The 23,852-nt window shown below is 73.3% G+C and carries 17 protein-coding genes and 2 pseudogenes; 9 read left to right on the top strand and 10 right to left on the bottom strand.

Going from position 1 to position 23,852, the window contains the following annotated elements:
• Window positions 1-52: 52 nt before the first annotated feature.
• Window positions 53-1,690: a metallophosphoesterase gene (locus MXD60_RS15325; RefSeq protein ID WP_248819738.1), complete on the bottom strand. Its 1,638-nt coding sequence runs from the start codon at window positions 1,688-1,690 to the stop codon at window positions 53-55.
• Between the two features lie 645 nt (window positions 1,691-2,335).
• Between MXD60_RS15325 and MXD60_RS15320 the strand changes: the two genes are divergently transcribed.
• Window positions 2,336-2,986 carry a FadR/GntR family transcriptional regulator gene (locus MXD60_RS15320; RefSeq protein WP_248819737.1) on the top strand — a complete coding sequence of 217 codons (651 nt, stop codon included), beginning with the start codon at window positions 2,336-2,338 and terminating at the stop codon, window positions 2,984-2,986.
• A 152-nt stretch (window positions 2,987-3,138) separates the two neighbouring features.
• Here the strand turns inward: MXD60_RS15320 and MXD60_RS15315 are convergent, their stop codons facing one another.
• Both MXD60_RS15315 and MXD60_RS15310 read right to left on the bottom strand, forming a co-directional pair.
• Window positions 3,139-3,714: an aldo/keto reductase gene (locus tag MXD60_RS15315; RefSeq protein ID WP_283098406.1), complete on the bottom strand. Its 576-nt coding sequence runs from the start codon at window positions 3,712-3,714 to the stop codon at window positions 3,139-3,141.
• 181 nt (window positions 3,715-3,895) lie between these two features.
• Entirely contained in the window at window positions 3,896-4,888 is a 993-nt protein-coding gene (locus MXD60_RS15310) for an alpha/beta fold hydrolase (protein ID WP_248819736.1), read from the bottom strand.
• Between the two features lie 151 nt (window positions 4,889-5,039).
• Here MXD60_RS15310 and MXD60_RS15305 point away from each other — a divergent pair, with 151 nt between their 5' ends.
• Window positions 5,040-5,840 (top strand): VOC family protein, encoded by an 801-nt coding sequence (locus tag MXD60_RS15305; RefSeq protein WP_248819735.1) that lies wholly within the window; start codon window positions 5,040-5,042, stop codon window positions 5,838-5,840.
• Window positions 5,841-5,857: 17 nt separating this feature from the next.
• Here MXD60_RS15305 and htpG read toward each other — a convergent pair whose 3' ends face one another.
• Window positions 5,858-7,822, bottom strand: a complete 1,965-nt coding sequence (htpG, locus tag MXD60_RS15300; RefSeq protein ID WP_248819734.1) for a molecular chaperone HtpG — start codon at window positions 7,820-7,822, stop codon at window positions 5,858-5,860.
• A gap of 384 nt (window positions 7,823-8,206) precedes the next feature.
• Between htpG and MXD60_RS15295 the strand changes: the two genes are divergently transcribed.
• Both MXD60_RS15295 and MXD60_RS15290 read left to right on the top strand, forming a co-directional pair.
• Window positions 8,207-9,943, top strand: a complete 1,737-nt coding sequence (locus MXD60_RS15295) for an ABC-F family ATP-binding cassette domain-containing protein (protein WP_308222491.1) — start codon at window positions 8,207-8,209, stop codon at window positions 9,941-9,943.
• A 75-nt stretch (window positions 9,944-10,018) separates the two neighbouring features.
• On the top strand, window positions 10,019-12,211 hold the full coding sequence (locus MXD60_RS15290; RefSeq protein WP_248819732.1) for a serine/threonine-protein kinase: 2,193 nt from the start codon (window positions 10,019-10,021) through the stop codon (window positions 12,209-12,211).
• Between the two features lie 293 nt (window positions 12,212-12,504).
• Here MXD60_RS15290 and MXD60_RS15285 read toward each other — a convergent pair whose 3' ends face one another.
• On the bottom strand, window positions 12,505-13,068 hold the full coding sequence (locus tag MXD60_RS15285) for a TetR/AcrR family transcriptional regulator (RefSeq protein WP_248819731.1): 564 nt from the start codon (window positions 13,066-13,068) through the stop codon (window positions 12,505-12,507).
• A gap of 93 nt (window positions 13,069-13,161) precedes the next feature.
• Between MXD60_RS15285 and MXD60_RS15280 the strand changes: the two genes are divergently transcribed.
• Window positions 13,162-14,112 (top strand): SDR family NAD(P)-dependent oxidoreductase, encoded by a 951-nt coding sequence (locus MXD60_RS15280; RefSeq protein ID WP_248819729.1) that lies wholly within the window; start codon window positions 13,162-13,164, stop codon window positions 14,110-14,112.
• Window positions 14,113-14,201: 89 nt separating this feature from the next.
• On the opposite strand, the gene MXD60_RS15275 is transcribed toward MXD60_RS15280, so the two are convergent.
• Genes MXD60_RS15275 through MXD60_RS15260 form a run of 4 tightly spaced genes read right to left on the bottom strand, consistent with a single transcriptional unit; the run spans window position 14,202 to window position 18,574 of the window.
• The gene (locus MXD60_RS15275) at window positions 14,202-14,696 is read right to left on the bottom strand and encodes a flavin reductase family protein (protein WP_248819728.1); all 495 of its coding nucleotides are present in this window, start codon (window positions 14,694-14,696) and stop codon (window positions 14,202-14,204) included.
• Window positions 14,690-15,607, bottom strand: coding sequence for an alpha/beta hydrolase (locus tag MXD60_RS15270; protein ID WP_248819763.1), 918 nt, complete (start codon window positions 15,605-15,607; stop codon window positions 14,690-14,692). The genes MXD60_RS15275 and MXD60_RS15270 overlap by 7 nt, the downstream gene beginning before the upstream one ends.
• 5 nt (window positions 15,608-15,612) lie before the next feature.
• Entirely contained in the window at window positions 15,613-17,046 is a 1,434-nt protein-coding gene (locus tag MXD60_RS15265) for an NtaA/DmoA family FMN-dependent monooxygenase (protein ID WP_248819727.1), read from the bottom strand.
• A gap of 58 nt (window positions 17,047-17,104) precedes the next feature.
• Window positions 17,105-18,574 carry an LLM class flavin-dependent oxidoreductase gene (locus MXD60_RS15260; RefSeq protein ID WP_248819726.1) on the bottom strand — a complete coding sequence of 490 codons (1,470 nt, stop codon included), beginning with the start codon at window positions 18,572-18,574 and terminating at the stop codon, window positions 17,105-17,107.
• Between the two features lie 462 nt (window positions 18,575-19,036).
• On the opposite strand from MXD60_RS15260, the gene MXD60_RS15255 reads away from it, so the two are divergent.
• The 4 genes and pseudogenes from MXD60_RS15255 to MXD60_RS15240 all read left to right on the top strand — a co-directional run.
• Complete coding sequence (locus MXD60_RS15255; RefSeq protein WP_248819725.1) at window positions 19,037-19,972, top strand: LysR family transcriptional regulator; 936 nt, start codon at window positions 19,037-19,039, stop codon at window positions 19,970-19,972.
• Window positions 19,972-20,517: a cupin domain-containing protein gene (locus MXD60_RS15250; RefSeq protein ID WP_248819724.1), complete on the top strand. Its 546-nt coding sequence runs from the start codon at window positions 19,972-19,974 to the stop codon at window positions 20,515-20,517. Before MXD60_RS15255 ends, MXD60_RS15250 begins: the two co-directional genes overlap by 1 nt.
• A gap of 329 nt (window positions 20,518-20,846) precedes the next feature.
• A complete protein-coding gene (locus MXD60_RS15245; RefSeq protein WP_248819721.1) occupies window positions 20,847-22,697 on the top strand; it encodes a diguanylate cyclase domain-containing protein in 1,851 nt (616 codons plus the stop codon).
• A gap of 178 nt (window positions 22,698-22,875) precedes the next feature.
• Window positions 22,876-23,169: pseudogene (locus MXD60_RS15240) on the top strand (SAM-dependent methyltransferase); the annotation flags it as partial.
• A gap of 153 nt (window positions 23,170-23,322) precedes the next feature.
• On the opposite strand, the pseudogene MXD60_RS15235 reads toward MXD60_RS15240, so the two are convergent.
• Window positions 23,323-23,517 (bottom strand): annotated as a pseudogene (locus MXD60_RS15235) (DUF6444 domain-containing protein); the annotation flags it as partial.
• Between the last annotated feature and the right edge of the window lie 335 nt (window positions 23,518-23,852).

Genomic DNA, 23,852 nt, shown 5'->3' with positions numbered 1-23,852 from the left:
CCGGTGGGTGACACTCACCGTCACCCACCGGCCGGTGGAACGTGGAGCAACCTCAGTGGCGCTTCGGAACGGGGCGGCTCAGGGTGACGCGGTCGAACTCGGTGCCGTGCTCGTCGACGCCGCGGATGGTCAGCGTCGACGCGCCGCCGGGGCGGCCGGGTGCCGACTCGACGGCGACGAACGCGTAGTTGTCGAACCGCGTCCGCGACCAGCTGATCGACTCCGGGGTCTTCGTGCCGTCGGCGGCCCAGACGTAGCTGTTGGGCACGACGTTCGACGCCGGGACGATCTTGCCGCGGTAGGACTCCTGCTCGCCCGTCTGGAACGCGTAGCGCGGGCGGCCGGCGCTGCCGGCGGTGATGTAGATCGTGCCGTCCCTGGCCGGCTCGATCGTGGAGCCGTCGAGCGCCTCGCGGGTGGGCGCGTTGCCGCGGATCGGGTCGGAGCGCTCGTAGAGGTGGTTGTGCCCCTGGAGCACGAGGTCGACCTGGTAGCGGTCGAACAGTGCCGTCCACGCGGCGCGGACGCCGCCGTCGCTGGCGTGCTGCGACGTCGTCGAGTACGCGCAGTGGTGGAAGAAGCAGACGATGAAGTCGATGTCGGGGTCGGCGCGGTAGGCCTTGAGGGTCCGCTCGACCCAGGAGGTCTGCGCGCCGCCGGAGTAGCCGGCGTTCGCCTTGATCTCGAAGCTGACGTCGTTGGCGTCCAGCGAGAGGACCGCGACGTTGCCGTAGACGAACGAGTAGACGCTCGGGCAGCCCTTGGGGCCGTCGGTCGGCAGGTCGAGGCGGGCGGCGTGGCCGCCGTAGCCGTGCGGCGAGTAGAGCGCCTCCATGTCGTGGTTGCCGGTGGCGAACATCCACGGGGTACGGGCGGCGCTGAGCTCGATGTCCGACAGGTAGACGTCCCACACGGTGGGGTCGTAGTTGTCGAAGCCGACGGGCGGGGTGCCGGTGGTCGTGCGCTTCGGCGGCTTGCCGGCGCCGGACGGGTCGGCGTAGCAGATGTCGCCGGCGAGCAGGTGGAACGCCGGGTCGAGGCGGGCGATCGCCGCGGTGATCGCGGAGGCGTGCGCGACGGTCGGCTCGTTGTCCGGCTTGTAGTAGTTGTCGTCGAAGACGCCCTTGGGGTCGCCCGGCGGCGTGGAGTTCGAGCCGTGGTCGCCCATCATGGTGAAGCGGAACGACCCGCCGTTACGGCCCTTCGCGTGGCCGGTGCGCACCGCCTGCAGCGGCGTCGCGGCGCCGCCGGGGACACGGAAGCGGTAGTAGTACTCCCGGCCCGGGGCGAGCCGGTCGAACGCGGCGTGGACGTAGAACTGCTCGACCGCCAGGATCGACCCGTCGACCTGCGGGACCTGCGAGAGCAGCGGCCGGATCTCGGCCTCCACGGTGCCGCCGAGGGCGCGCGTCGGGCCGATGTCGACGAGGATCCGGCCGCGGCCGGGGTTACGCGTCAGCTGGCCCGCGAGGCGGAGCTGACGGGCGGGGTCCGCGCCGAAGGCGGTGTGCCGGCCACCGACGAGCAGCGGCGCCTCGGTGCTCGCGGCGTAGGCGGCCCGGCCGAACGGCGTCGTGCCCAGTGTCGCCGCGCCGGCGCCGGCCAGGCTGCCGACCAGCAGGCCGCGCCGGCTCACCGGGCGGCGACGAAGAAAGGTCTGGAGCCAGTCGTGCTGCTCCGCAATGGACATGTCGCGGGCAATCTGCGCCGGAACGCCGGACGCCACAACTTCGCTGGTTGGACTCACAGGCATGGCGCCGAACGTAGGCTTACCGCCGGTCGCCCGCCCCCATGTCTGGATGGCCACCGCCCAAAAAGTGGGTAAACACGATGGTCAAGCACGACGTTTCGCTCGTGTCGACAGTCGATCACCCTGGTCCGCACCGCCTGCGCCGCCTTCCTGACTGGTCCGCGGCCCTCCGGATGGCCAGCAGCCGCGCAGACCACACGAGAGATGATCACCGCCCCAGCCCGCGGGTACGCTCCGCTCAGCGAAAGCAGCCTACAGTAACGTGCCCGTCGAGGGCATCCGCCGATCCCGCGTCTCGTCCGCGTCAGGACAAAGCGGTGCCGGAAGCGCCGGACAACGATAGTTGCCTCGGCAACGGCACAATGTCGTTGCTGCTACTGTCGCATTACCCGGGCGAACCGCGCACCGCCATGGGAGGCCGTGGGTTCAGTTCGGACCGGTCGAGACGACGCCACCACCACTGCGGCGAAGGGGCACCCCTCACATGCCGGTACCCTCCCCTCCTCCGTCCCGGATCCCCGATTGACGCGCGCCGAGAAGGTTCCCATCCGGCTGGCACGGGAGATCGTCCGAGGATTGGCAGGCATGCCCCGGGGCACGAATCTGCCCAGCGAGGCCGAGATGATCGAAAACTACCGCGCCAGTCGCGGTTCGGTACGCGAGGCACTGCGAATCCTTGAAGTGCAGGGGCTCATCTCGATCCGCCCCGGACCGGGCGGTGGCCCGATGCTCGTCGGTCCGCGCAGCACCTTTCTCGCTCGGACGGAGACGCTGTTCTTTCACCTCCTCCAGGCCCGGTACGCCCATCTCCTACGCGGCCAGGCGGCACTCGAACCACTGATGGCCCGGCTCGCCGCCGCCAATCCCGAACGCGCGCAGGTCCGTGAGCTGGAGCAGTTCGTCACCAGCAGCCCGGCCGACGGCGACCAGGACACCTATCGCGACCGGGCGGCCAGCTTCCACACCGCGCTCATCGCCGCGTCCGGCAATCCAGTCCTGGGCCTTGTCTGCCAATCCATCCGCGACATCGCGCTCGCCCGCATCGAGCACCCGGTCTTCAACGAGCCGCACGAGCGGCACACCACGATGGCGGCGCACGCGGCGATAGCCCAGGCCGTTCTCCTCGGCGACGCGAACCTGGCCGAACGACTCATGGCCGCGCACATGGACGCCTACTGCAACCGGGTCACCGCCGACCGCGCCGACCTCGTCGAAGAGATCGTTGGTTGGCACTGAACAACACTTCCGCGGGGTTCGATTTTTGCAGGAAAGCAATCCGTGAAACCGACCCCCGGAGAGTCATCCGATCCGGCCATGATTCATCTCACAGTCGACATGCCGCCGATCGGGCAGGATCATCGTTCCTGCGCTGCCGCCCTAAACATCCGTCACATCCCAGCAATCAGCAGGCGGCCACGCAGCGCGGTGGAATCGGGAATCGAGAATGCCCGACGCCGCATTACCGGCGCGAATAGCGGGGCGCACCGGAGCGGCGCTGCGGCGCCAGTCCGAAGCCGCGCGGCGGCGTCGCCGCGCAGGACGCCGGCGGGCAGGCCCGCGGCGGCGACGTTCTCCCGCAGGTGCGCCACCGACGAGGTGCCGGGGATCAGCAGGATGTTCGGTGACCGCTGCGGCAGCCAGGCGAGCGCCACCGCCATCGGTGTCGCACCGAGCTCGCCGGCCACGGCGCCCAGCGCGTCGGACCGCAGCGGCGTGAACCCGCCGAGCGGGAAGGAGGGGGCGCAGGTGGTCGTGGACCGCGGCGCGCCGCTCGGCGGGGGTGCGGGCGCGAGCGCCTCGCGGATGAGCTCGTTCGTGACGTGCGGCCCGTAGAAGTCCGCGGTGTCGAGGTGGCGGATGCCGAAGGTCGACGGCCGCGGCCCGCAGCACGGCGAGCGCGCCGTCACGGTCCTTCGGGGGCCGAGGACGCCCGGCCCGGCGAGCCGCAGGGCGCCGTGGCCCATCCGGGTGCGTTCCAGATCCCCGACCCGACAGGTACCGCCGGGAAGGCCCTGCGATTTCCCTTTCGTCCACCACCCGCGCCCGCGGGCCGCTCCCGCCACTATCCCGCCGCGTGACCGGGCCACCGCGCCACGGGTGTCCCGTGGCGTCGGGAGTCGGGTCAGACCGGACGGGCGGCCCCGGTCACTCGTGGGTCGGCGCGGCCTGCCGCGGCAGGTGGCCTTCGCCGAGACGGGCCCGCAGCAGGCAGCGCTCGGCGAACGCCAGCGCGGCGAGGTGGTAGGACCGCGCGGCCCAGCTCAGGCTGACGTTGTGCGGCGCGCCGGGCTGGCGGGCGGTCTCGACCAGCGGCGCCGACGTGAACGCCCGGGCAGTCGCGGCCAGCTCGACGTCGTCGGAGATCCACCACTGCTCGTGCTCCGCCATCGTCAGGCGCACCGGCACCCGGACCCGCCCGGCCAGCGCGGGGAAGGCGTCCGGCCAGGTCGGCGCCTCGGCGGCCTCGCCCGGCAGCACCGGCTCGAGCAGGCCCTGGCGGGCCCGCAGGACCCCCGGCGGGTAGAGCTCGGGCGAACCCCAGAACAGCGCCATCACCTCGCGGGCCGTCCGGGGGGCCGTGGCGTGGGGGTCCAGGCCGAAGCGGCCGGGCTGGAAGCGGCGTCCCGAGCCCGAACCGTCGATGCCCAGCAGCTCCCCGCCACGGGCGTGGGCGGCGAGGTGGATCGCCAGCTCCACGCCGTAGGAGTGGGCGAGGACGAACCACCCGGCGCCGACCTCGTGGGACGCGGCGAAGGTGTCGAGGGCGCGGTGGACGATCTCGGCTCCCGCGGGGAGGTTCTGGTCGGCGGGGGCCAGGTCCGCCGACGCCCGGTAGCCGGGGCGGTCCAGCGCGAGCACCTGCCAGCCCGCCGCCGCGGCCAGGGTGAGCAGCGACAGTTCCGGGTCCGCGGCGCAGTGGAAGTAGGTGGCGTTCACACCGCCGCCGTGCAGCGCCACGATGGTCCCCCGGGGCCGCGGCACCGGGGCGAACAGCCCGGACAGCGCGTAGCAGCCGGCCGCGAGCAGCACCGGCTGTACCGCCTCGGTCACCGGGCGCCGTCGCGGGGGGGTGTGGCCGGCCGCGGGAAGGGCGACGAAAGCGCCGGTGTCCTCCCGATCGGGGTCAACGTGCCTCATCCGGTCACCGTAATGCGACGGGCGGGTGCGGGGCCCGCGGGTGTGACGTCGGCAGCCGGCGCCGGAGCCCGGAACTGTCGGACGCCGGCGCTAGCGTGCGGGTTCATCGAACGGGCGGTGCGGTCCCGTTCCGCGACGAAGGGCTGCCCCGATGGCCGTGATCACCGCGTACGAACCCGGGACGCCGTGCTGGGTCGACCTCGCCAGTCCCGACGTCGAGGCGTCGCGGGCGTTCTACGGCGCCCTGTTCGGCTGGGAGGCCCAGGTCTTCCCGGACCCCGCCGCCGGCGGTTACACGATCTTCACCCTCGGCGGACTGCCCGTGGCCGGCCTCGGCCCGCGGCTCGATCCGGCGTGGCCGGCGGCCTGGGCCACCTACCTCCGCGTCGAGGACGCCGACGAGGTCGCCAGGTCCGTGCGGGCGGCCGGCGGCGCGGTCCTGGCGGCGCCGCGGGACGTGTCCGACCTGGGGCGGATGGCGGTGTTCGCCGATCCGGCCGGCGCGGCGATCTCGGTCTGGCAGCCGGGCGCGTTCCCCGGGGCGGGGGTGCGGGGCGAGCCCGGCTCCTTCTGCTGGAACGAGCTCGACAGTCGTGATCTCCGCGCCGCCCGCGCCTTCTACCCGGCGGTGTTCGGCTGGACCATCGCCGATCCCGGTCCCGGCGACGGTCCCATGGAGTACTACGAGTGGAAGCTCGCCGGCGCGCCGGTGGCCGGGCTGCTCGCGATGCCCCCGGTCGTTGCGGCCCAGGTGCCGTCGCGCTGGCTGACCTACTTCGCCGTCGCCGACACCGACGCCGCACTGACCCGGGTCGGCGAGCTCGGGGGCACCGTGCTCGTCACGGCGTCGGACCTGCCCACCGGCCGCTTCGCGCTGGCCGCCGGTCCGCACGGCGACGCCTTCGCGATCATTGCCCGCGCCGGCGCCACGGGTACGGCGCCGGCGCGGTGACACCGGGCGGGGCGGGACTACAGGGCGCTCGCCAGGCGACCGGCGAGGACCCGGGTGAACCGCGCCGGGTCGCGCAGGTCGCCGCCCTCGGCCAGCAGCGCCAGGTCGTAGAGCAGGTCGGCGGTCTCGGCGAGGGCGACGGACTCGACGTCCTGTTCGTGTGTCCGGCGCAGCGCGGTGACCAGCGGATGGGTCGGGTTGAGCTCCAGGATGCGCTTGGGGTGCGGGACGGACTGGCCCATCGCGCGGTACATCTTCTCCAGCGCCGGGGTCATGTCGAAGGTGTCACCGACGACGCAGGCCGGCGACGTCGTCAGCCGCGAGGACAGCCGGACCTCCTTGACGTCCTCCCCGAGGCGCTGCGCCATCCACGTGAGCAGGTCCGCGTACTCCTTGCGCTGCCGCTCCCGCTCGGCCTCGCCCTCCTTGCGCTCCTCGTCGGTGCCGAGGTCGACCTGGCCCTTCGCGATCGACTGCAGAGTTCTGCCGTCGAAGGCGCCGACCCGCTCGACCCAGACCTCGTCGACGGGGTCGGTGAGGATCAGCACCTCGTACCCGCGGGCCACGAACGCCTCCATGTGCGGGGAGTTCTCGATGGTCGCCCGGGAGTCGCCGGTCATGTAGTAGATCTCGGTCTGGCCGTCCTTCATCCGCTCGGTGTACTCGCGCAGGGTGGTCGTCGCCTCCGGGTCGGCCGTCGACGCGACGGAGACGATCTCGAGGATCGCCTCGGTGTTGTCGGCGTCCTCCAGCAGGCCCTCCTTCACCGCCGCGCCGAACTCCCCCCAGAAGGTGCGGTAGCGCTCGCGGTCGCCGTCGAGCAGGCTCTGCGCCGACGCGAGCACCTTGCGGACGAGCCGGCGGCGGACCTGCTGGATCCGCCGGTCCTGCTGCAGGATTTCCCGGGAGATGTTCAGCGAGAGGTCGCGGGCGTCGACCACGCCCTTGACGAAGCGCAGGTAGTTCGGGAGCAGCGCCTCGCAGTCGTCCATGATGAACACACGCTTGACGTAGAGCTGGATTCCGCGGCGGGCGTCGCGGGTGTAAAGGTCCAGCGGCGCGCGGGCGGGGATGAACAGCAGCGCCTCGTACTCGAACGTTCCCTCGCCCTTCATCTGGATGACCTCGAGCGGGTCGGTCCAGTCGTGGCTGAGGTGGCGGTAGAGCTCGTTGTACTCGGCCTGGTCGACCTCCTCGCGGGGGCGGGCCCACAGCGCCTTCATCGAGTTCAGCGTCTCGATCTCGGTCACCGTCGCGTCGTCCGCGGGCTCGCCGTCACCCTCGCCGTCGGAGTCGGCGGCGGCCGGGGCGGGGCGCTCGACGGCCATCCGGATCGGCCAGGCGATGAAGTCGGAGTAGCGCTTGACGATCTCGCGGATCTTGCGCTCGTCGGTGTAGTCGAACAGCCGGTCCTCGCTGTCCTCGGGCTTGAGGTGCACCGTGACCGCGGTCCCCCGCGGCGCGTCGTCGACGGCCTCGATGACGTAGGTGCCCTCGCCGGTGGACTCCCAGCGGGTGCCGGTGTCCTCGCCGGCGCGGCGGGTGAGCAGCGTGACGCGGTCGGCGACCATGAAGGTCGAGTAGAAGCCGACGCCGAACTGGCCGATGAGATCCGCCGAGGCGCCCGCGTCCCCGGACTCCCGGGCCTCGCGGAGCTTGCCCAGCAGCTCGGCGGTGCCGGAGCGGGCGATCGTGCCGATGAGGCCGACGACGTCGTCGCGGGACATGCCGATGCCGTTGTCGCGCACGGTCAGCGTCCGGTCGTCGCGGTCGACGACCAGCTCGATGTGCAGATCGGGGAGGTCGACCCGCAGGTCCTGGTCGGTCAGGGAGGCGAGGCGCAGCTTGTCCAGCGCGTCGGACGCGTTGGAGATGAGTTCCCGCAGGAACACGTCCTTGTCGGAGTAGATCGAATGAACCATCAGCCGCAGAAGCTGACGCGCCTCGGCCTGGAATTCCAGCGTCTCGACCCGGCTACTCACGGGGATTTCCTCCATGCGGACACGGACAGGGTGTTGGACAGGTGGCAAGAAATGCGACCGGCGCCGATTCTCCGCGACGACCGGCGCCGCAGGAGCCGCGCCCCCGGCCGTGAGCGGATTATCCAGCAGGTTCAGCGGCAGGAATCATACCGGGACGCGACGCGCCCTCGACCGGATCCGTCCGGTCCCTCGGCCAGCCCGCCGCCCGCGGCCGCCCGGCGTGGCCGCGGCCGGAAAACATGTTGCGGGCCGCCCGTGGGCATGGCACCGTCACGGACGGACACGTTGCCTTCCCCGGGAGCCGCCAGATGGACCTGTGAGACGCCGCCCTCGCACGCCGGCCCCTGCCCGGACGTGTGCCCGGTCCCGTCTCCGAGGTTCGCCGTGTCTTCCCCTCTCACATCCACCCAGCTCACGCTGGACGCTGCCAGCAAGTTCTATGATCATCGCCCCGTGCTGCGGGAGGTGACCTGTTCGCTGCCGACCGGCGCCCGCACCGGCATCATCGGCGAGAACGGCTCGGGCAAGAGCACCCTGCTGCGCCTGCTCGCCGGGGTCGAACTGCCCGACGACGGTCGGGTGATCCGCCAGGCCGGCGGCGGCATCGGACATCTGCCGCAGGAGGCGACCCCGACGCCCGGCTGGACGGTCGCCGACGCCGTCGACGACGCGCTGGCCGACCTGCGGGCGATCGAGGCCCGGCTGCGCGCGCTGGAGTCGGCGATGTCCGCCGGTCCGCCACTCTGCGACGGCGGCGCCCACAGCGGCAACAGCGATGGCGACGCGGGGGTGCTCGCCGAGTACGGCACGCTGCTCGCCGCGTTCGAGCTGCGCGGCGGCTATGACGCGGATGCCCGCGTCGAACAGGTGCTGCACGGCGTCGGCCTCGGCGGGCTGCGCCGCGACCGGCCGCTCGGCGCGCTCTCCGGCGGTCAGCAGGCGCGGCTGCGGCTGGCCTGCGTGCTCGCGGCCGGCCGCGAGGTGCTGCTGCTCGACGAGCCGACGAACCACCTCGACGACGACGGGCTCGCCTGGCTCGCCAGCCACCTGCGGGCCCGCACCGGGACGACGGCGGTGGTCTCCCACGACCGGATCTTCCTCGACCAGGTCGCGGACACCCTCATCGAGGTCGACGGGGACACCCACGGCGTCCGCCGCTACGGCGACGGCTACGGCGGCTACCTCGCCGCCCGCGCCGCCACCCGCGCCCGCCGGGCCCAGGCGCACGCCACCTGGACCGCCGACGTCGCCCGCCAGCGCGAGGCCGCCGCGAGCACGGCCCGCCGGGGCGCGTCCCACCGCGGCCCGACGGACAAGAACAAGATGTCCTACGGCATCGCCGGGGATCGTGTCCAGCAGGCGGTCGCCAGCCGGGTACGCAACGCCGAGGAACGGCTGCGCCGTCTGCTCGACCATCCGGTCGCGGCACCCCCGCAGCCGCTGCGCTTCGCCCTGCCCGCGGGCCCGGCGCCAACAGGCACGGGCGGTGGCGTCCTGTTCGACGCGGTCGACGTGTCGGTCGCCGGCCGGCTGGCGCCCGTCACCGTCGCCGTCCCGGCCGGCGGGCGGCTGCTGGTCGACGGCGCGAACGGCGCGGGCAAGAGCACCCTGCTGCGCGTGCTCGCCGGGGAGCTCGCCCCCGACCACGGCACGCTGACCCGGCGGGCCACCGCCGGCCACCTTCCGCAGCGGATCGACGTCGACGACCCCGACCGCAGCCTGCTCGCGACCTTCGCCCGGGGCCATCCGGGTGACGCCCGGGAGCACGCCGCCGCGCTGCTGTCGTTCGGTCTGTTCACCGCCGAGCAGCTGAGCCTGCCGATCGGCCGGGCCTCCGCCGGCCAGCGCCAGCGCCTCGCCCTCGCCCGGGTCCTGCGCGACCCCGTCGACGTGCTGCTGCTCGACGAGCCGACGAACCATCTCAGCCTGGCGCTCGTCGAGGAGCTGCAGGCGGCGCTCGACGCCTACCCGGGCGCGATCGTGCTGGTCAGCCATGACCGGGCGATCCGCCGCCGCTGGCACGATGAGCGCCTGACCCTTCTCCCGCCCGAGACCGACCAAACGCCCGGCCCGGTGTCGGGTGGTGGACAGTCGCCGACGCGCCGGAGCCGGGCAACCTGATGATGGTCCCGCGCGTCACGGTGTGCGAGGGCGGAACGCCGTCCGAGCACTCAGGTGTTCCCGGGCGGAGGTGTCGTGAACTCGCACTCATACGCGGCTGCGGGCGGGCCTGGGCCGGGCGCGGACCCCCGCCGTGGCGAGCGGAGCGACGCCGCGTCCGGTGGCGCGGACCCCCCGGGGAGTCCGCTGCGGCCGTCCGACCCCCGTGACCTGGGCGGGTACGAGATGCTCTCCCGCCTCGGCGAGGGCGGGATGGGCACCGTCTATCTCGGCCGGGACACCGCGACGGGCCGGCTGGTCGCGGTGAAGGTGGTCCGTGCGGAGCTCGCCGACGACGCCGAGTACCGGGCCCGGTTCCGTCGGGAGGCGCAGGTCGCCCGCCGCGTCGCCCGGTTCTGCACCGCGGAGGTGCTGGCCGTCGCAGACCCGCCGGACGCCGCGCCGTACCTGGTCACCGAGTTCATCGCCGGGCGGACGCTGGCGGATCAGGTCGCAGCGGACGGCCCGCTCGGGTCCGCGGACGGCGAGCGGGTCGCGGTGAGCGTCGCGGCGGCGCTGACCGCGATCCACGGCGCCGGGCTGGTCCATCGCGATCTCAAGCCGTCGAACGTGCTGCTCTCCCCGCTCGGCCCCCGTGTGATCGACTTCGGGATCGCCCGGGCCGCGGACAGCCCGACCATCACCCAGGGCAAGGCCATCGGCACGCCGATGTTCATGGCGCCGGAGCAGGCCCGGGGTGAGCCCGTGTCGCCGGCGACCGACGTGTTCGCCTGGGGCGGCCTGGTCGTGTTCACGAGCACCGGACGGCCGCCGTTCGGCACCGGCTCGGTGCCCACGCTGCTGTACCGCATCGCCACGACGGACGTCGATCTCGACGGACTGGACCAGCACCTCGCCGCGATCGTCCGGGACACGATGCGCCGCGATCCGGCCGCACGCCCGACGGCCGAGGAGATCTTCGCCCGCATGGTCCGGCTCGGGGTGCAGCTCGACGCACCGTCCGCGGCACCGACGAACCCGGCGACCGGGCTCCTCGACCTGCGCCGCCCCACCGCCGCGCCGACCCCCGCCGACGCCGCCGGCCTTCCCGGGACGGCCGGCGCCGCGGGTACGGCCCTCCCCCCGGCGTCCGCCGGCTCCTCGGCATCTGGCTCCTCGGCGTCCGCTAGCTCCTTGGCATCCGCTGACTGCTCGGCATCCGCCGACTGCTCGGCATCCGCCGACTGCTCGGCATCCGCGGCGGCCGCGGCGCCGGCCGGTGCCGCCGGCGTGGACGCGCTCGGCGGTGTCGGGGAGCCTGTCACGCGGGGCGGCCGGCAGCCCACGACGAGGGCGATCGGGCGCCGGGGCAGAGTTCTGATCGCGGTAATGACGCTGGCCGCGCTGGTCACGGCCAGCGCCGTGGCGCTCGCCGCACGCGACCCGCGTGGGCCCGGCCCCGCCACCACCCCCACCGCCATCGCCGATGCCGGGCACCTCGTCGTCCCCGCCGCCCTGATCAGCCTGACCGCCGACGACGCTGCCGCGCGACTGCGCGCCGCCGGTCTCACCAACATCGCGTGGGTGACGAAGCCGGACGCAAGCGTCCCGCGAGACCGGGTCGTGCAGGTCAGTCCGCCCAGCAGCAGCGTCGTCAGCCGCTCGACGAAGATCACGATCACGGTGTCGGACGGGGACACCGCCGCCACGGCGGGCGTCACCGCCTCCCCCGGCGACCGGACCGCGGGGCCGTCCGGGGTGAGCCCGAACCCGCCGACCGGGACGACGCCCGAGCCGGGCGCGACCGAGACCCAGGGGCCGGAGTTCGCCACCGTCGCCGACGTGATCGGCCGCACCGAGCTGGACGCGCGGGGAACCCTGACGACCTTCGGCCTGGTGGTGACGGTACGAACCCAGACCGGCCCGTCCTCGATCGGGCCCGGCCGGGTGGAGGCGGTGCAGCCCCCGGTGGGCACCCGGGTGGCACCCCGCTCGCCGGTGACGATCACCGTGGTGAGCACGCAGATCAGCGTGCCCACCGTGAAGGGTCAGCCGGTCGCCACCGCCGAGGCGACGCTTCAGGGCTACGGTCTCGACGTCATCGTGCAGCAGCAGCCGGCGACCGGCCAGGCGGCGGGCACGGTTCTCGCCCAGTCACCGGAAGCGGGCACGGTTCGCCGCGACACCACGGTGACGCTCACCGTCGCCAGCGCCGCCAGCTCCAGCTCCCCGCCCCCGCCCCCGCCGGATCCGGCGCCACCGCGATCGTCGGCGACGCCCATGCCCTGACGAGTACGGCGCCGGGCAGCCGCCGGGCCCACGAAAGCCGGTCGTTCGACCAGCCCGGACTTAGCGCGGCGACAGGCGAGCTTTTCGATCAGCGGTATCGATACGCGTCCGTTGTTGCTCGTTGCCCAAGAAATCGCGGTACGTGAGCATTGACGCTGCCATCGACTCAACGTGACTTCCGTCACTCCGCAGCAACTCGGCCGGGATGGGTGCGAGGCCGTCCACGGGACGAGCATCCTGCACCTCTCGGCGACGAGCCGCCCGAACGGATCTCCGAGGCGGGGCCGGCCGGGTCAGCGGGGTCTCAGGGCGTCCATCAGCAGGCCGAGAAGGCGGTCGGTCTGCGCGCGGTCGCGACGGTCGGCGGCGGCCAGCGAGATGCCGCTGAGGCCGACCAGGACGTCGTCGGGGGCGACGTCGGCGCGCAGCGTGCCGGCCGCGGCGCCGGCGCCCAGCAGGGCGGCGACGGCGGCGGTCAGCCGGTCCCGGCTGCGGGCGAAGGGGTCGCCGCCGCTGGCGATGAGCGCGCGCAGCGCGTCGCCCATGCCGCGCTTGGTGCCCATGTAGTCGACGAAGTGGTTCATCCAGGCGCGCAGGGCCTGCTCGGGCGGCGCGGCGGCGAGCAGGTCGTCGACCCGGTCGCAGAGCCGGTCGAGCTCGCCCTGGTAGGCGGCGTCGACGAGGGCCTCACGGGTCGGGAAGTGCCGGTAGAGCGTGCCGATACCGACGCCGGCCTCGCGCGCGATCGCCTCGAGCGAGACGTCCGCGCCCTCGCGGGACAGCGCCTGGACGGCAACGGAGAGTAGCCGTTCGCGGTTGCGTCGGGCGTCGGCGCGCAGCGGTCGTGCGCTCGCCATCCCACCTCCCGGGAATGTTGCGGAGGAACCTCCGGTTAGCCTGGGACAGCAAGCGGAGGTTCCTCCGATTCATTCTACCGACAGGGGACGTCCATGATCGACCGGCTCACCACCCCGTTCGGCGCGGAGTCGACGGCCGCCGAGGTCGTCGACGGCATCGACCTCACCGGAAAGCGGGTCATCGTCACCGGCGGTGCCTCCGGCATCGGCGTGGAGACCGCGCGGGCACTCGCTGGCGCCGGCGCCGAGGTGACCCTCGCCGTGCGTGATGTCGAGGCCGGCGAGCGCGTCGCCGCGGAACTCGCCGACAGCACCGGCAGCAAGCAGCTTCTGGTCCGCCCGCTCGACCTGGCCGACCAGGCGAGCGTGGCCGCCTTCGTCGCGCGCTGGGACGGCCCGCTGGACATCCTGGTCAACAACGCCGGGATCATGGCGTCCCCGCTGCTGCGCACCCCGCAGGGCTGGGAGCTGCAGTTCGCCACCAACCACCTCGGCCACTTCGGGCTGACCACCGGCCTGCACGGCGCCCTGGCCGCCGCCGGCGGGGGCGCGCGGGTCGTCTCGGTCAGCTCCAGCGCCCACCACCGCTCGCCGGTCGTCTTCGACGACATCCACTTCGAGCGCCGCGACTACGACCCGTGGGCGGCCTACGGGCAGTCCAAGACCGCGAACGTGCTGTTCGCCGTCGAGGCGAGCCGGCGCTGGGCCGGTGACGGCATCACCGTCAACGCGCTGATGCCCGGCGGCATCCGCACCAACCTGCAGCGCTACATCACCGAGGAGGAGCTGGACCGGATGCGCGCGGCCGCCGGCGCCGGCGACACCGAGCTGCGCTGGAAGACCACCGAGCAGGGTGCGGCGACGTCGGTGCTGGTCGCGACCTCACCCCTGCTCGACGGCATCGGCGGTCGCTACTTCGAGGACTGCCACGAGGCCGAACGCGGCGTCCGCGGCCCCCGCAACGGCGTCGCCGAGTACGCCCTCGACCCGGCCGCGGCGGCCCGCCTGTGGGAGCTGTCGACAACGGCGCTGGCCAGCGCCTGACCCTGGGGCGGTGCGGGCGGGACGAAGCGCCGTGTGGTCGCGCCGCCCGCCCACGCCCCCGCCCGGCAGGGGCGTGGGCGGCACGTGGGTCAGGTGCGGCCGAGGCGGCGGAACTGGCTGGCGTGGAAGACCAGCGGGCTGACGTCGTGGTCGGCGTCGAGGTCGTGGACGCGCAGCACGATGATGTCGTGGTCGCCGGCGCGGACCTGCTGGTCGACGCTGGTCTCCAGCCAGCCGCTGGCGCCGTCGAGCAGCACGGCACCGTCGTCGCTGGCGCGCCAGGCAAGCTCGGTGAACCGGTCGGCGCCGCGGCCGGCGAGCTGGCGCCCGGCGCGTTCCTGCACGGCGCTGAGGATGCTCACGCCGAGTCGGGGCGCGGCGCGCAGCACCGGCCAGGTCGACGACGCATGCGCGACGCACAGCGACACCAGCGGCGGGTCGAGCGACACCGACGTGAACGAGCTGACCAGCAGCCCCACCGGCGCACCGTCGACGACGGCGGCGACGGCGGCGACCCCGGACGGGAAGGCGCCGAAGACGTGCCGCAGCCGGCGGGGGTCGAACACCTGCGTCGGGCTCACCATGAGCTGGCCTCCACCGTGATGGTCGGGACGAGGGGCAGGCCGCCGCGCAGAACCTCGAGGAAGCTCACGATCTCGGCGGCGACGGAGCGGTGCTGCAGGTCGTTGAGGACGTCGCGGTGCCCGCCGCGGACGACGGCGAGGCGGGCCGCGGGCAGTCCCTTCGCGAGCCGGGCGAGCGCGGCGCGGTCGGCGAGCGGGTCGGCGTCGCCGACGAGCAGGAGCTGGGGCAGCTCGGCGGTGCTGCCGTAGGCCGCGTCGAGCAGCGCGTCGGGCACGGCCTCGGCGAGCGCGCCGGGTCGCACGGCCGGATCGTCACGCAGTGCGCCGCGGTGCACGGGACAGTGGGTGCGCGCGTCGAGTTCGCTGTCCCAGTCGCCGATCACGCGGGCGCCGTGGCCGGGCAGGCCGGCCAGGACGAGTGCGTCGGGCCACCAGCGGGCGCCGGGCGGGACTGTCGCGGCGAGCGCCGCGAGGGCGGCGGCGCCGCTGTCCGCGCCGACCAGGACGAGCGGGCGCACCAGCCCCTCACCGGCCGCGCCGGCCCCCCGGCAGGCAGATGCTCCCCCACCGGCGGGCACTCCCCCACCGGTGGGGGCACTCGCGGCGGCGCCCGTTCCGCCGCCGGCGGGGGCATTCGCGGCGGCGAGCGCTGGCGCCGGGCCGTCAAGGGCGGTGACGGCGGCGCTCAGCCGGGCGCCGAGGCGGTCGAGCGAGCCACGCAGATCGGCCTGGTCGAGGGTCGGCGCCGACAGGACCCGAACCTGGTAGGCGTCGACGGCGAGGCGGGTGCCGAACCGGCGGTAGGTGCCGGTGGACTCGCCGCGGCCCGGCACGACCAGCACGGTTCCCCGGGTACGCAGCCCCGGTGGTGGGTCGAGGGCGAGCGGATCGGTGACGCGGGGGTCGGTCATCGCGGTCAGACTCCTGCCGGTTCGGGTTCGGTGCTCCGCGCCGCCGACGCCAGCGCGGACGACGCCGACGACGCGGTCCGCTCCGCCGCGACCGGCGCCGCCGCGGCCCGGCGCTCGCGTTCGACGGTGTGGCGGTTGGCGGGGATCGGAAGGCCGAGGTGGCCGCGCAGCGTGTCGGCCTCGTACTCGGTGCGGTACAGCCCGCGCTGCTGCAACAGCGGCACCACATCGCCGGTGAAGCGCTCCAGGTCGTCCTGCGTGCGGAAGTGCAGGTTGAGGCCATCGGCGGCGTCGGTGAGGAACCAGTCCTCGATGGCGTCGGCGACGGTGTCCGGTGCGCCGGTGAACGGCGACGGCGTGTACTCGGTGACGGCCTCGACGACCTCGCGCAGGGTCAGCTGCTCCTCTCGGGCCTGCCGGACGATCTCCAGGCCGCGGGTGCGCCCGCTGCGCTCGGCGAGGTGCGCGACGTCGGGGAACGGGGCGTCGAGGTCGTGGCGGGAGAAGTCGTGGGCGCCGAAGGCACGGCCGAGGAAGCCGAGCTTGCGGCCGAAGTCGTTGTCGGCCTCGAAGATGTCCCGGGACAGCTCGTAGGCGCCCTCGTCGCTGTCGGCGATCACCGGCGCGGCGCCGACGAGGATCACCACGTGCCGCGGGTCGCGCCCGAGCGCGGCGGCCCGGGTCCTGACGTCGCGGTAGTAGGCCCGCGACGCCTCGATCGAGCCGCCCGGCGCGTAGATCCCCTCGGCGACCCGGGCCGCCAGGTCGCGGCCCTCCTCGGACACGCCGGCCTGGAAGATGACCGGCTGGCCCTGCGGCGAGCGGGACACGTTCAGCGGTCCGGCGACCCGGAAGTGCTCGCCGACGTGGTCGAGGGCGTGCAGGCGGGACGGGTCGAGGAACATGTCCCGTTCGACGTCGGCGGGGAACGCGTCGTCCTCGTAGGAGTCCCACAGGCCGCGCACCACCTCGACGGACTCCAGCGCCCGACCGTAGCGGGTGGGGTGGTCGAGGTGCTCGTCGAGCCCGTAGTTGCGGGACGTGCCGGAGTCGAAGCTGGTCACGACGTTCCAGCCGGCCCGGCCGTGGCTGATCTGGTCCAGGGAGGCCAGGCGCCGGGCGAGGTTGAACGGCGAGTTGTACGTGGAGCTCGCGGTGGCGACCAGGCCGAGGTGGCGGGTGTGCGTCGCGACCGCCGACAGCAGCGTCAGCGGTTCGAGCCGGTTGAGGTAGTGCGACGGGTAGGTGGCGTTGATGAACTGGCTGTCGACGATGAAGTACGCGTCGAACAGTGCCGCCTCGGCGGTCTTCGCCTGCCGGATGTAGTAGTCGATGTCGATGCTGGCGTTGGCCGGGACCCGCGGGTCCTTCCACAGGCCGTGCTGGCCGGGGCCGCCGACGCCGTAGGCGCTCAGCGCGAGGTGCAGCGTGCGGGTCAACTCGGTTCTCCCTCCTGGCTTGGTCGGATGCGGGCGTGGCGGCGGGCGGCGGGCGCGGTCAGGACACGAGCGCGGGCGGGACGGCCGCGACGTCGGCGGCCGCAGCGACACCGGCGGACCCGTGGACGTCGGCCGGCGGCGTGGCGGCGGGCGGCGTGGCGGCGGGCGGCGTGGCGGCGGGCTCTGCGGGTGCCGGCGACGGCTGCCGCGCGGCGGTGTGGCGGTTGGCGGGGACGGGCAGGCCGAGGTTGCCGCGCAGCGTCGTGGACTCGTACTCGGTCCGCGCCACGCCACGCTCGCGCAGGATCGGCAGGACCTCGTCGGTGAAGCGGGCGAACTCGCTCGGGGCGGTCACGATGATGTTGATGCCGTCGAACGCGCCCGCGTCGAACCAGCGCTGGATCTCGTTCGCCACCGTCAGCGGCGAGCCGACGAACGGCGAGCGCGAGGCGCCCAGCTGGTGCTCGACGACCTGGCGCAGGGTGAGGTCGTTGTCCCGGGCCAGCTTCTTGATCGCGTCCGCCTGGGTCCGGAAGCTGCGCTCGCCGGCGTCGCCGACCTCGGGGAACGGGGCGTCGAGGTCGTAGCGGGAGAAGTCGTGCCAGCCGAAGGGCCGGCCGAGCTCGGCCAGGGCGCGCTCGAAGCTGAGCTCGCCGCGGCCCGCGGCCTCCTTGGCCCGGGCCTGCTCGTCGGTGTCCGCGATGATCGGGAAGATGCCGGGGACGATGAGCAGGTTCTCCGGATCCCGGCCCTTGGCCGCCACCCGGGCGCGCATCTCCCGGCGGAAGGCCTGCGCCTGCTCCAGGCTCTCGGCGTGGGTGAAGATGGCCTCGGCGACGCTCGCGCCGAGGTCACGGCCCTCCTCGGAGTCACCCGCCTGGAAGATGACGGGCTGCCCCTGCGGGGTGCGCTCCAGGTTCAGCGGCCCGACGACGGAGAAGTGCTCGCCGCGGTGGTTCAGCTCGTGCTGGCGGGAGCGGTCGAAGAACGCGCCGCGCTCGCGGTCGCGGGGGAACGCGTCGGCCTCGTAGGAGTCCCACAGTCCCTGGGCGACGCGTACGTGTTCGAGCGCGCGGCCGTAGCGGGTCGGGTAGTCGAAGTGCGCGTCGCGGCTGTAGTTGCCGGCCGTGCCGGCGTCGCCGCTGGTGACGACGTTCCACCCGGCGCGCCCGCCGCTGATGTGGTCGAGCGAGGCGAGGCGGCGCGCGACGTTGAACGGCTCGTTGTAGGACGTGGTGATCGTGCCGACCAGGCCGATGTGGCTGGTGTGCACCGCGACCGCGGACAGCAGGGTGAGCGGCTCGAGCCGGCTGAGATAGTGGTTCGGCGAGTCGGCGGTGATGAACTGGCTGTCGACGATGAAGATGTGGTCGAACTTCGCCGCCTCCGCCTGCTGCGCGCGGGCGATGTACCACCGGACGTCGACGCTGGCGTCGGTCGGGATCTCGGGGTTGAGCCAGGTGGCATGCTGGCCGGGCCCGCCGACGCCGAAAAGCACGGCGCCCAGCGTGAGGGTGCGACGAGACATGGTGGGACCTTCCAGACGGTGGGCGGCGGGCCTGCGGGCGGTGGCGGACGGGCGGACGGCCGGACGGCGGTGATGGGGGCGGACCCGGGCGCCGGCACATGCGACCGGCGGGCAGGCGGGCGGTGGCGATCAGAAGGGGGAGGCGCCGGGCCGACGGCGAGGCGGTCGGCCCGCGACGGTCGCGCGGGCCCGCGGGTCGTTCCGGGGGCGGCGACCGCTCCGCGACCGATCACGCGGAGTGACAATCACGGTTCCCGTCCGGGAGGCGCGGCCAGCCGGAGGGGTCAGCTACAGAGGGCTGCCTGGCCGCGGGCCAGGTCCAGCCAGCGACAACACGTGAGCATCACGGCGGTCAGCTGGGTCATGTCAGTGAGCATGCGGCGCGGGCGTGTCGATGTCCAACGACTCTTCGTGATGACGAAACATCACGTTTCCTTATGGATTTGTGAGTAGTGTGGCGGCGTGGGCCATACGTTGGACATCGCGCCGCTGCGCAGCCTCGTCGCTGTCGCGGACTGCGGCGGGTTCCAGCGGGCCGCCACCTCGCTGCACCTGAGTCAGGCCGCGGTGAGCCAGCATGTCCGCCGACTGGAGGCGGTGACCGGGCGGACCCTGGTGGAGCGGGCGGGCCGCGGGTCGCGGCTCACCCCCGACGGGGAGCGGCTGCTCGCCCAGGCGCGGCGCCTGCTCGCCATCCACGACGAGACGCTGCGCGAGTTCGGCCGCGGAGCCGAGCGGTCGGTCGTCATCGGGTCGACGGAGCACGCCGCGGCGCAACTGCTGCCCCACCTCGCCGCCGCGCTGGAACGCTCGCTGCCCGACCACGCCATCCGGTTCCGCCTCGACCGCGGCTCCCAGCTGCGCGAACGCCTCGACGGCGGCGGCGTCGACCTCGCCCTGCTGCTCGGCCCGGCCGACGACCCGCGCGCCATCCACATCGGCGAGCTGGAGCTCGTCTGGTACAGCTCGCCGCTGTGGCAGCGGCCCGCCGGTCCGGATCCGGTGCCGGTGGTGGCCTTCGACCATCCCTGCGCGCTGCGCACCCGGGCGCTGGAGACGCTCTCGGCGCACGCCATCCCGGCTGTCATCGGCGCGGAGGCCATCCAGCTCGCCGGCGTGCAGGCCGCCGTCGGCGCGGGACTGGGGGTGGCGTTGATGGCGACGCTCAGCCAGACTCCCGAGGGGCTCGTCGCCCGCGACGACCTGCCGGCCCCCCGACCGCTGCCGCTCGCCGTCTGGTCCCGCCAGGGCCTGGCGGAGACGATCTCGTGGCGGGTCGCGGAGGCGTTGCGCGGCCTGCTCGCCGAACGGGCCGCGCCCGGGCCGGCAGCGGCGGACCTCGATCCCGCGCCGAAGCTCAACCGCGTTCCGACGACCGAACTGGCCAAGGGAGCCTGATGCCCGCGATCCATGTCCCCGCCGGCAGCGCCGACGGGGAGTTCGTCCGCTCCCCCGCCGGGGTGCTGCTGCCCGCCGACATCGACCCGTTCCACACCCGGCTGCACCGGGTCGCGCCCGCCGGCCTCGTCGAGGACACCACGCAGACCTCCGGCATGCGCCGCCGCGAGGCGATCAGCGGCAAGACCGTCGGCGCCCGCAACCTGTGGATGGGCCAGACCCACGTGCCGGCGTCGACCGCGTCCGGCAACCACCACCACGGCGCGTCGGAGACCGCGATCTACATCGTCGCCGGCAACCCGGTGTTCGTGTTCCTCGACGTCGACGGCGACGAGCCCGTCGAGACCCGCGTCGAGACCGCGCCTGGTGACTACATCTTCGTCCCGCCGTTCGTCCCGCACCGCGAGGAGAACCCCGACCCCTCCGTCGAGGCCGTCGTCGTCATCGCCCGCACCACCCAGGAGGCCATCGTCGTCAACCTCGACGGCCTCGACTGGTCCGAGGTCCACACCGACGAGCAGGGCACCGCCGGCACCGAGTGCTGAGCACGCCCTCGACCACCCTGCGCCGGCCACAACACCACGAACCGCCGCCACATCGTTCGCATACGCGCGAATCGTGAATTCTTACCCGAATGTTCGTACCTGCTCTGGCGGTCGACGGTACGGCTGTGTAGCGCCGCCCCCGAGCTCCGGTTCGCGCCTGCGCCAGGCTGGTCGCTGGTCGCGCACGCGTGGGAACGACAACGTCGCCATGACGCCCGCCCGGCGCGAGAGCTCCCGAACGTCGTATCCCGGTCCCTCGGGCCGGGATGTGGCTGCGAGGTGCCAAACCGCAGGTGGCGGGGAAGTACTGGGGTAGGAGGCGAGGGACTGTGGGGCTGTTCGGGACGGCGGTCGCGTCCAGCCGCTCCCCCTGGCCGCGTGGCCGACCGGCCTGGACCGCATCGGGGCGGCCCATCAGCGAGACCGCCTTCCGGCGGCTTGTCCTGGTGCTCGCCGGGATCCTCGCCGTGGCCCTGGTGCTGCGGCAGGTGTTGACCGGCACCGCCGGGGAGTACGCCACGGGGGTGCCACCACTGGCGGCGAGTGCCACGGGGCTCGTCCTCGCTGGTTCCGGTCTCGCCCGCGCGCCCGCCGGCGAACGCCTCTGGCGGGCACTGCTGATCCCCAGCGTCTTCGCGATCTTCGTCGGTGCGGTCGAGTGGAGCTTCTTCTATCTTGACATCGTCGCGGGATATGCCACCCAGGCCCCGCGGCCGGCGGACGCGGCGCATCTTGTTCCCCTCCTGCTCGCGATGCTGGCGCTGGTGGCCTATCCCAGCCAGTCGGTTCGCGACTCCCGCGCGCCACCGTCACCCGGGGAACGCGGCACCCGGATCCGCAGCGACGCCGTCGTACTCATCGACACCCTGCTGATCGTGGCGTCGATGACGCTGATCTCGTGGGTCGTGCTGCTGCACGAATCGACCGCGCGGATCCACGGCCTGCGGCTCGTGCTCGCGCTGACCCATTCCCTCGCCGGGACGGCGACCATCGTCGGCCTGCTGCTGGTGCTGACCTTCCGCCGGCCCCGCAACGTGCGCACGATGGCCCTGCTCATCGCCGGGATGTCCCTGACCACCGCGGCGGAGGCATCGATCATCCACGTGACCCAGAACGGGCCGGACCCGGCCAACCAGACGATCATCGCCGTCCTCGGGCTGACGATCGCGCCGTTGCTGCTCGGGCTCGCCATCATCGCGCCACCGCGACGCGCGGACCAGCAGGGCCGCGAGCGCTCGGAACGCACCGAGACGCTGTTGCACTGGGCCCACCAGTGCCTGCCGTACCTGCCCTTCGGGGTCGCGACCGTCCTGGTACTGCCACGCGCTGTACGCGGCGAGAACCTCGGCGGCGTCACGCTCCAGCTCGCGGTCGCCCTCGCGGCCCTGGTGACCATCCGCCAGGTCGTCATGATCGGCCAGAACGCCCGGCTGCTGGTGAAGGTCCAGGCATCCCAACGCCGGCTGCACCACCAGGCGAACCACGACCCGCTCACCGGCCTGGCCAACCGCGCCCTGTTCGCCGACGAACTCGACGCCGCCGTCGCCGAACACCTTGCGAACGGCGCCGGCCTGGCCCTGCTCTACTGCGACGTCGACGCCTTCAAATCCATCAACGACACCTACGGCCACGCCGTCGGCGACGACCTCCTGCGCGCCGTCGCCGGCCGCCTGGGCGGCGCCATCCGCGAGCGCGACCTCGCCGCCCGCCTCGGCGGCGACGAGTTCGCCGTCCTGCTCCGCGACACCGACGACCTTTCCACCGCCAGCGACCACACCGCCCGCCGCATCACCGACGTCATGCATCCCGTGTTCACCCTCGGCGGCCGCCACCTGCACATCGGCCTCAGCATCGGTGTCGCCGTCGCCGACGGCAGCGGCGAGTCCGTCGAGACCAGCGAGGACCTCCTGCGCCAGGCCGACTACGCGATGTACTGCGTCAAGGCCCGCGGACGGCGCTCCGGCCGGCCGCCGGCCCGGACCCGCCCTCCCACCACGAATGCGGCGACGTCAGGCTGGACAGCAGCCTCGGCCACGCCATCCAGTGCCGCCTCAGGCGAGGTTCGCCAACCGCGGCTCGACACCAGAGCGTCGAGTTTCTGGAGCCGGACTCCAGCGGGCTACGACGATCTGCGGTGCCACGACGTTCGCCCCCGGTCGGCGGCCAACGATCCGGAATGACCAGTCCGGCCCGGTTTCGCCGGGACCGGTCACCATGCCACGAAGGGTCATGCGACGGTCCGGGTGCGTGCTATCCATGGCCTCGCGCATCCGTCGACGGAGGATCACCGTGAGCGAACTCGCCAGTGCCGGACACCAGCCGGGTACCGCCACCCCTGATCCCGCGAAGGGGCTCGACCTGCGGACCGACGTCCCGCACTCGGCGCGGGTCTACGACCACATCCTCGGTGGCAAGGACAACTATCCGGTCGACCGCGCGGCCGCCGACCAGATCGTCGCGCACTGGCCGAACCTGCCGACGTCCATGCGCGCCAATCGCCAGTTCATGGCGCGCCTGGGTCACGTGCTCGCCAGCGATCACGGCATCCGCCAGTTCCTCGACATCGGCGCCGGCCTGCCGACCGCGCCGAACCTGCACGAGGTCGTCCAGCGGGTCGCGCCGGAGTCGCGGATCCTCTACGTCGACAACGACCGGGCGTAGTTCGGGCAGGTCGAACACCTGCCGGCGTTCGGTCCGGGTCACCGGCCGACCCGCAAGCGACGTCCCGCACCCCGAGCACGGCCCCGGCTCGTGCGCCACGCGCACATCAGGATCGGCGACCATGCCCAGCGTCGACCCGGGATGGCCGTTCTGCCCACCAGGGCGCCGGCCCGCATTCGTCCGCAGTGACGTCGGCGCTGGCTTGGCCAGCCCGTCCGAACTCGGTGGCCTCGAGGAGTTCCGCGAGGTCCTGGCGACCTGGGCCTCCAACTCCGCGATCCGCGCCCGGGCCTGTTCCAACTCGGCACGCAACTGCGCGATCAGTGCCGCCTGCTCCACCACCAGCGCCGCGAGCTCGTCATACGACGGCACCGACGGCACCGACGGCACGAGCGGATCATCGGACACACCCGGACCCTACGGTCCGATCAACCATGCCGCACCAACACCCCGGGGTCGTCCGGCCATCGAAACGTCCCCACCAGCCGGGGAACCAAAAACAAACGATCTACAAGACCTAATGGGACGTGCCGGGTCGCCGTAGGGCAGGCTCGGTGCCGGTAGCTGCCGGCAGGTGAGCACTCTCGAGACCTGGACTGGTGTGCCCCGTTGATTCCGGACAGGCGTTATTAAGCTGATCTACGCAGCGGACTGTCTTTTCAAGTAATCATCGT

Origin of the sequence: Frankia sp. AgB32, assembly GCF_023243045.1 — a bacterium.
Classification (GTDB): domain Bacteria; phylum Actinomycetota; class Actinomycetes; order Frankiales; family Frankiaceae; genus Frankia.
The sequence above is the reverse complement of the archived record's forward strand: the minus strand, read 5'-3'. Positions and strand labels throughout refer to the sequence as shown.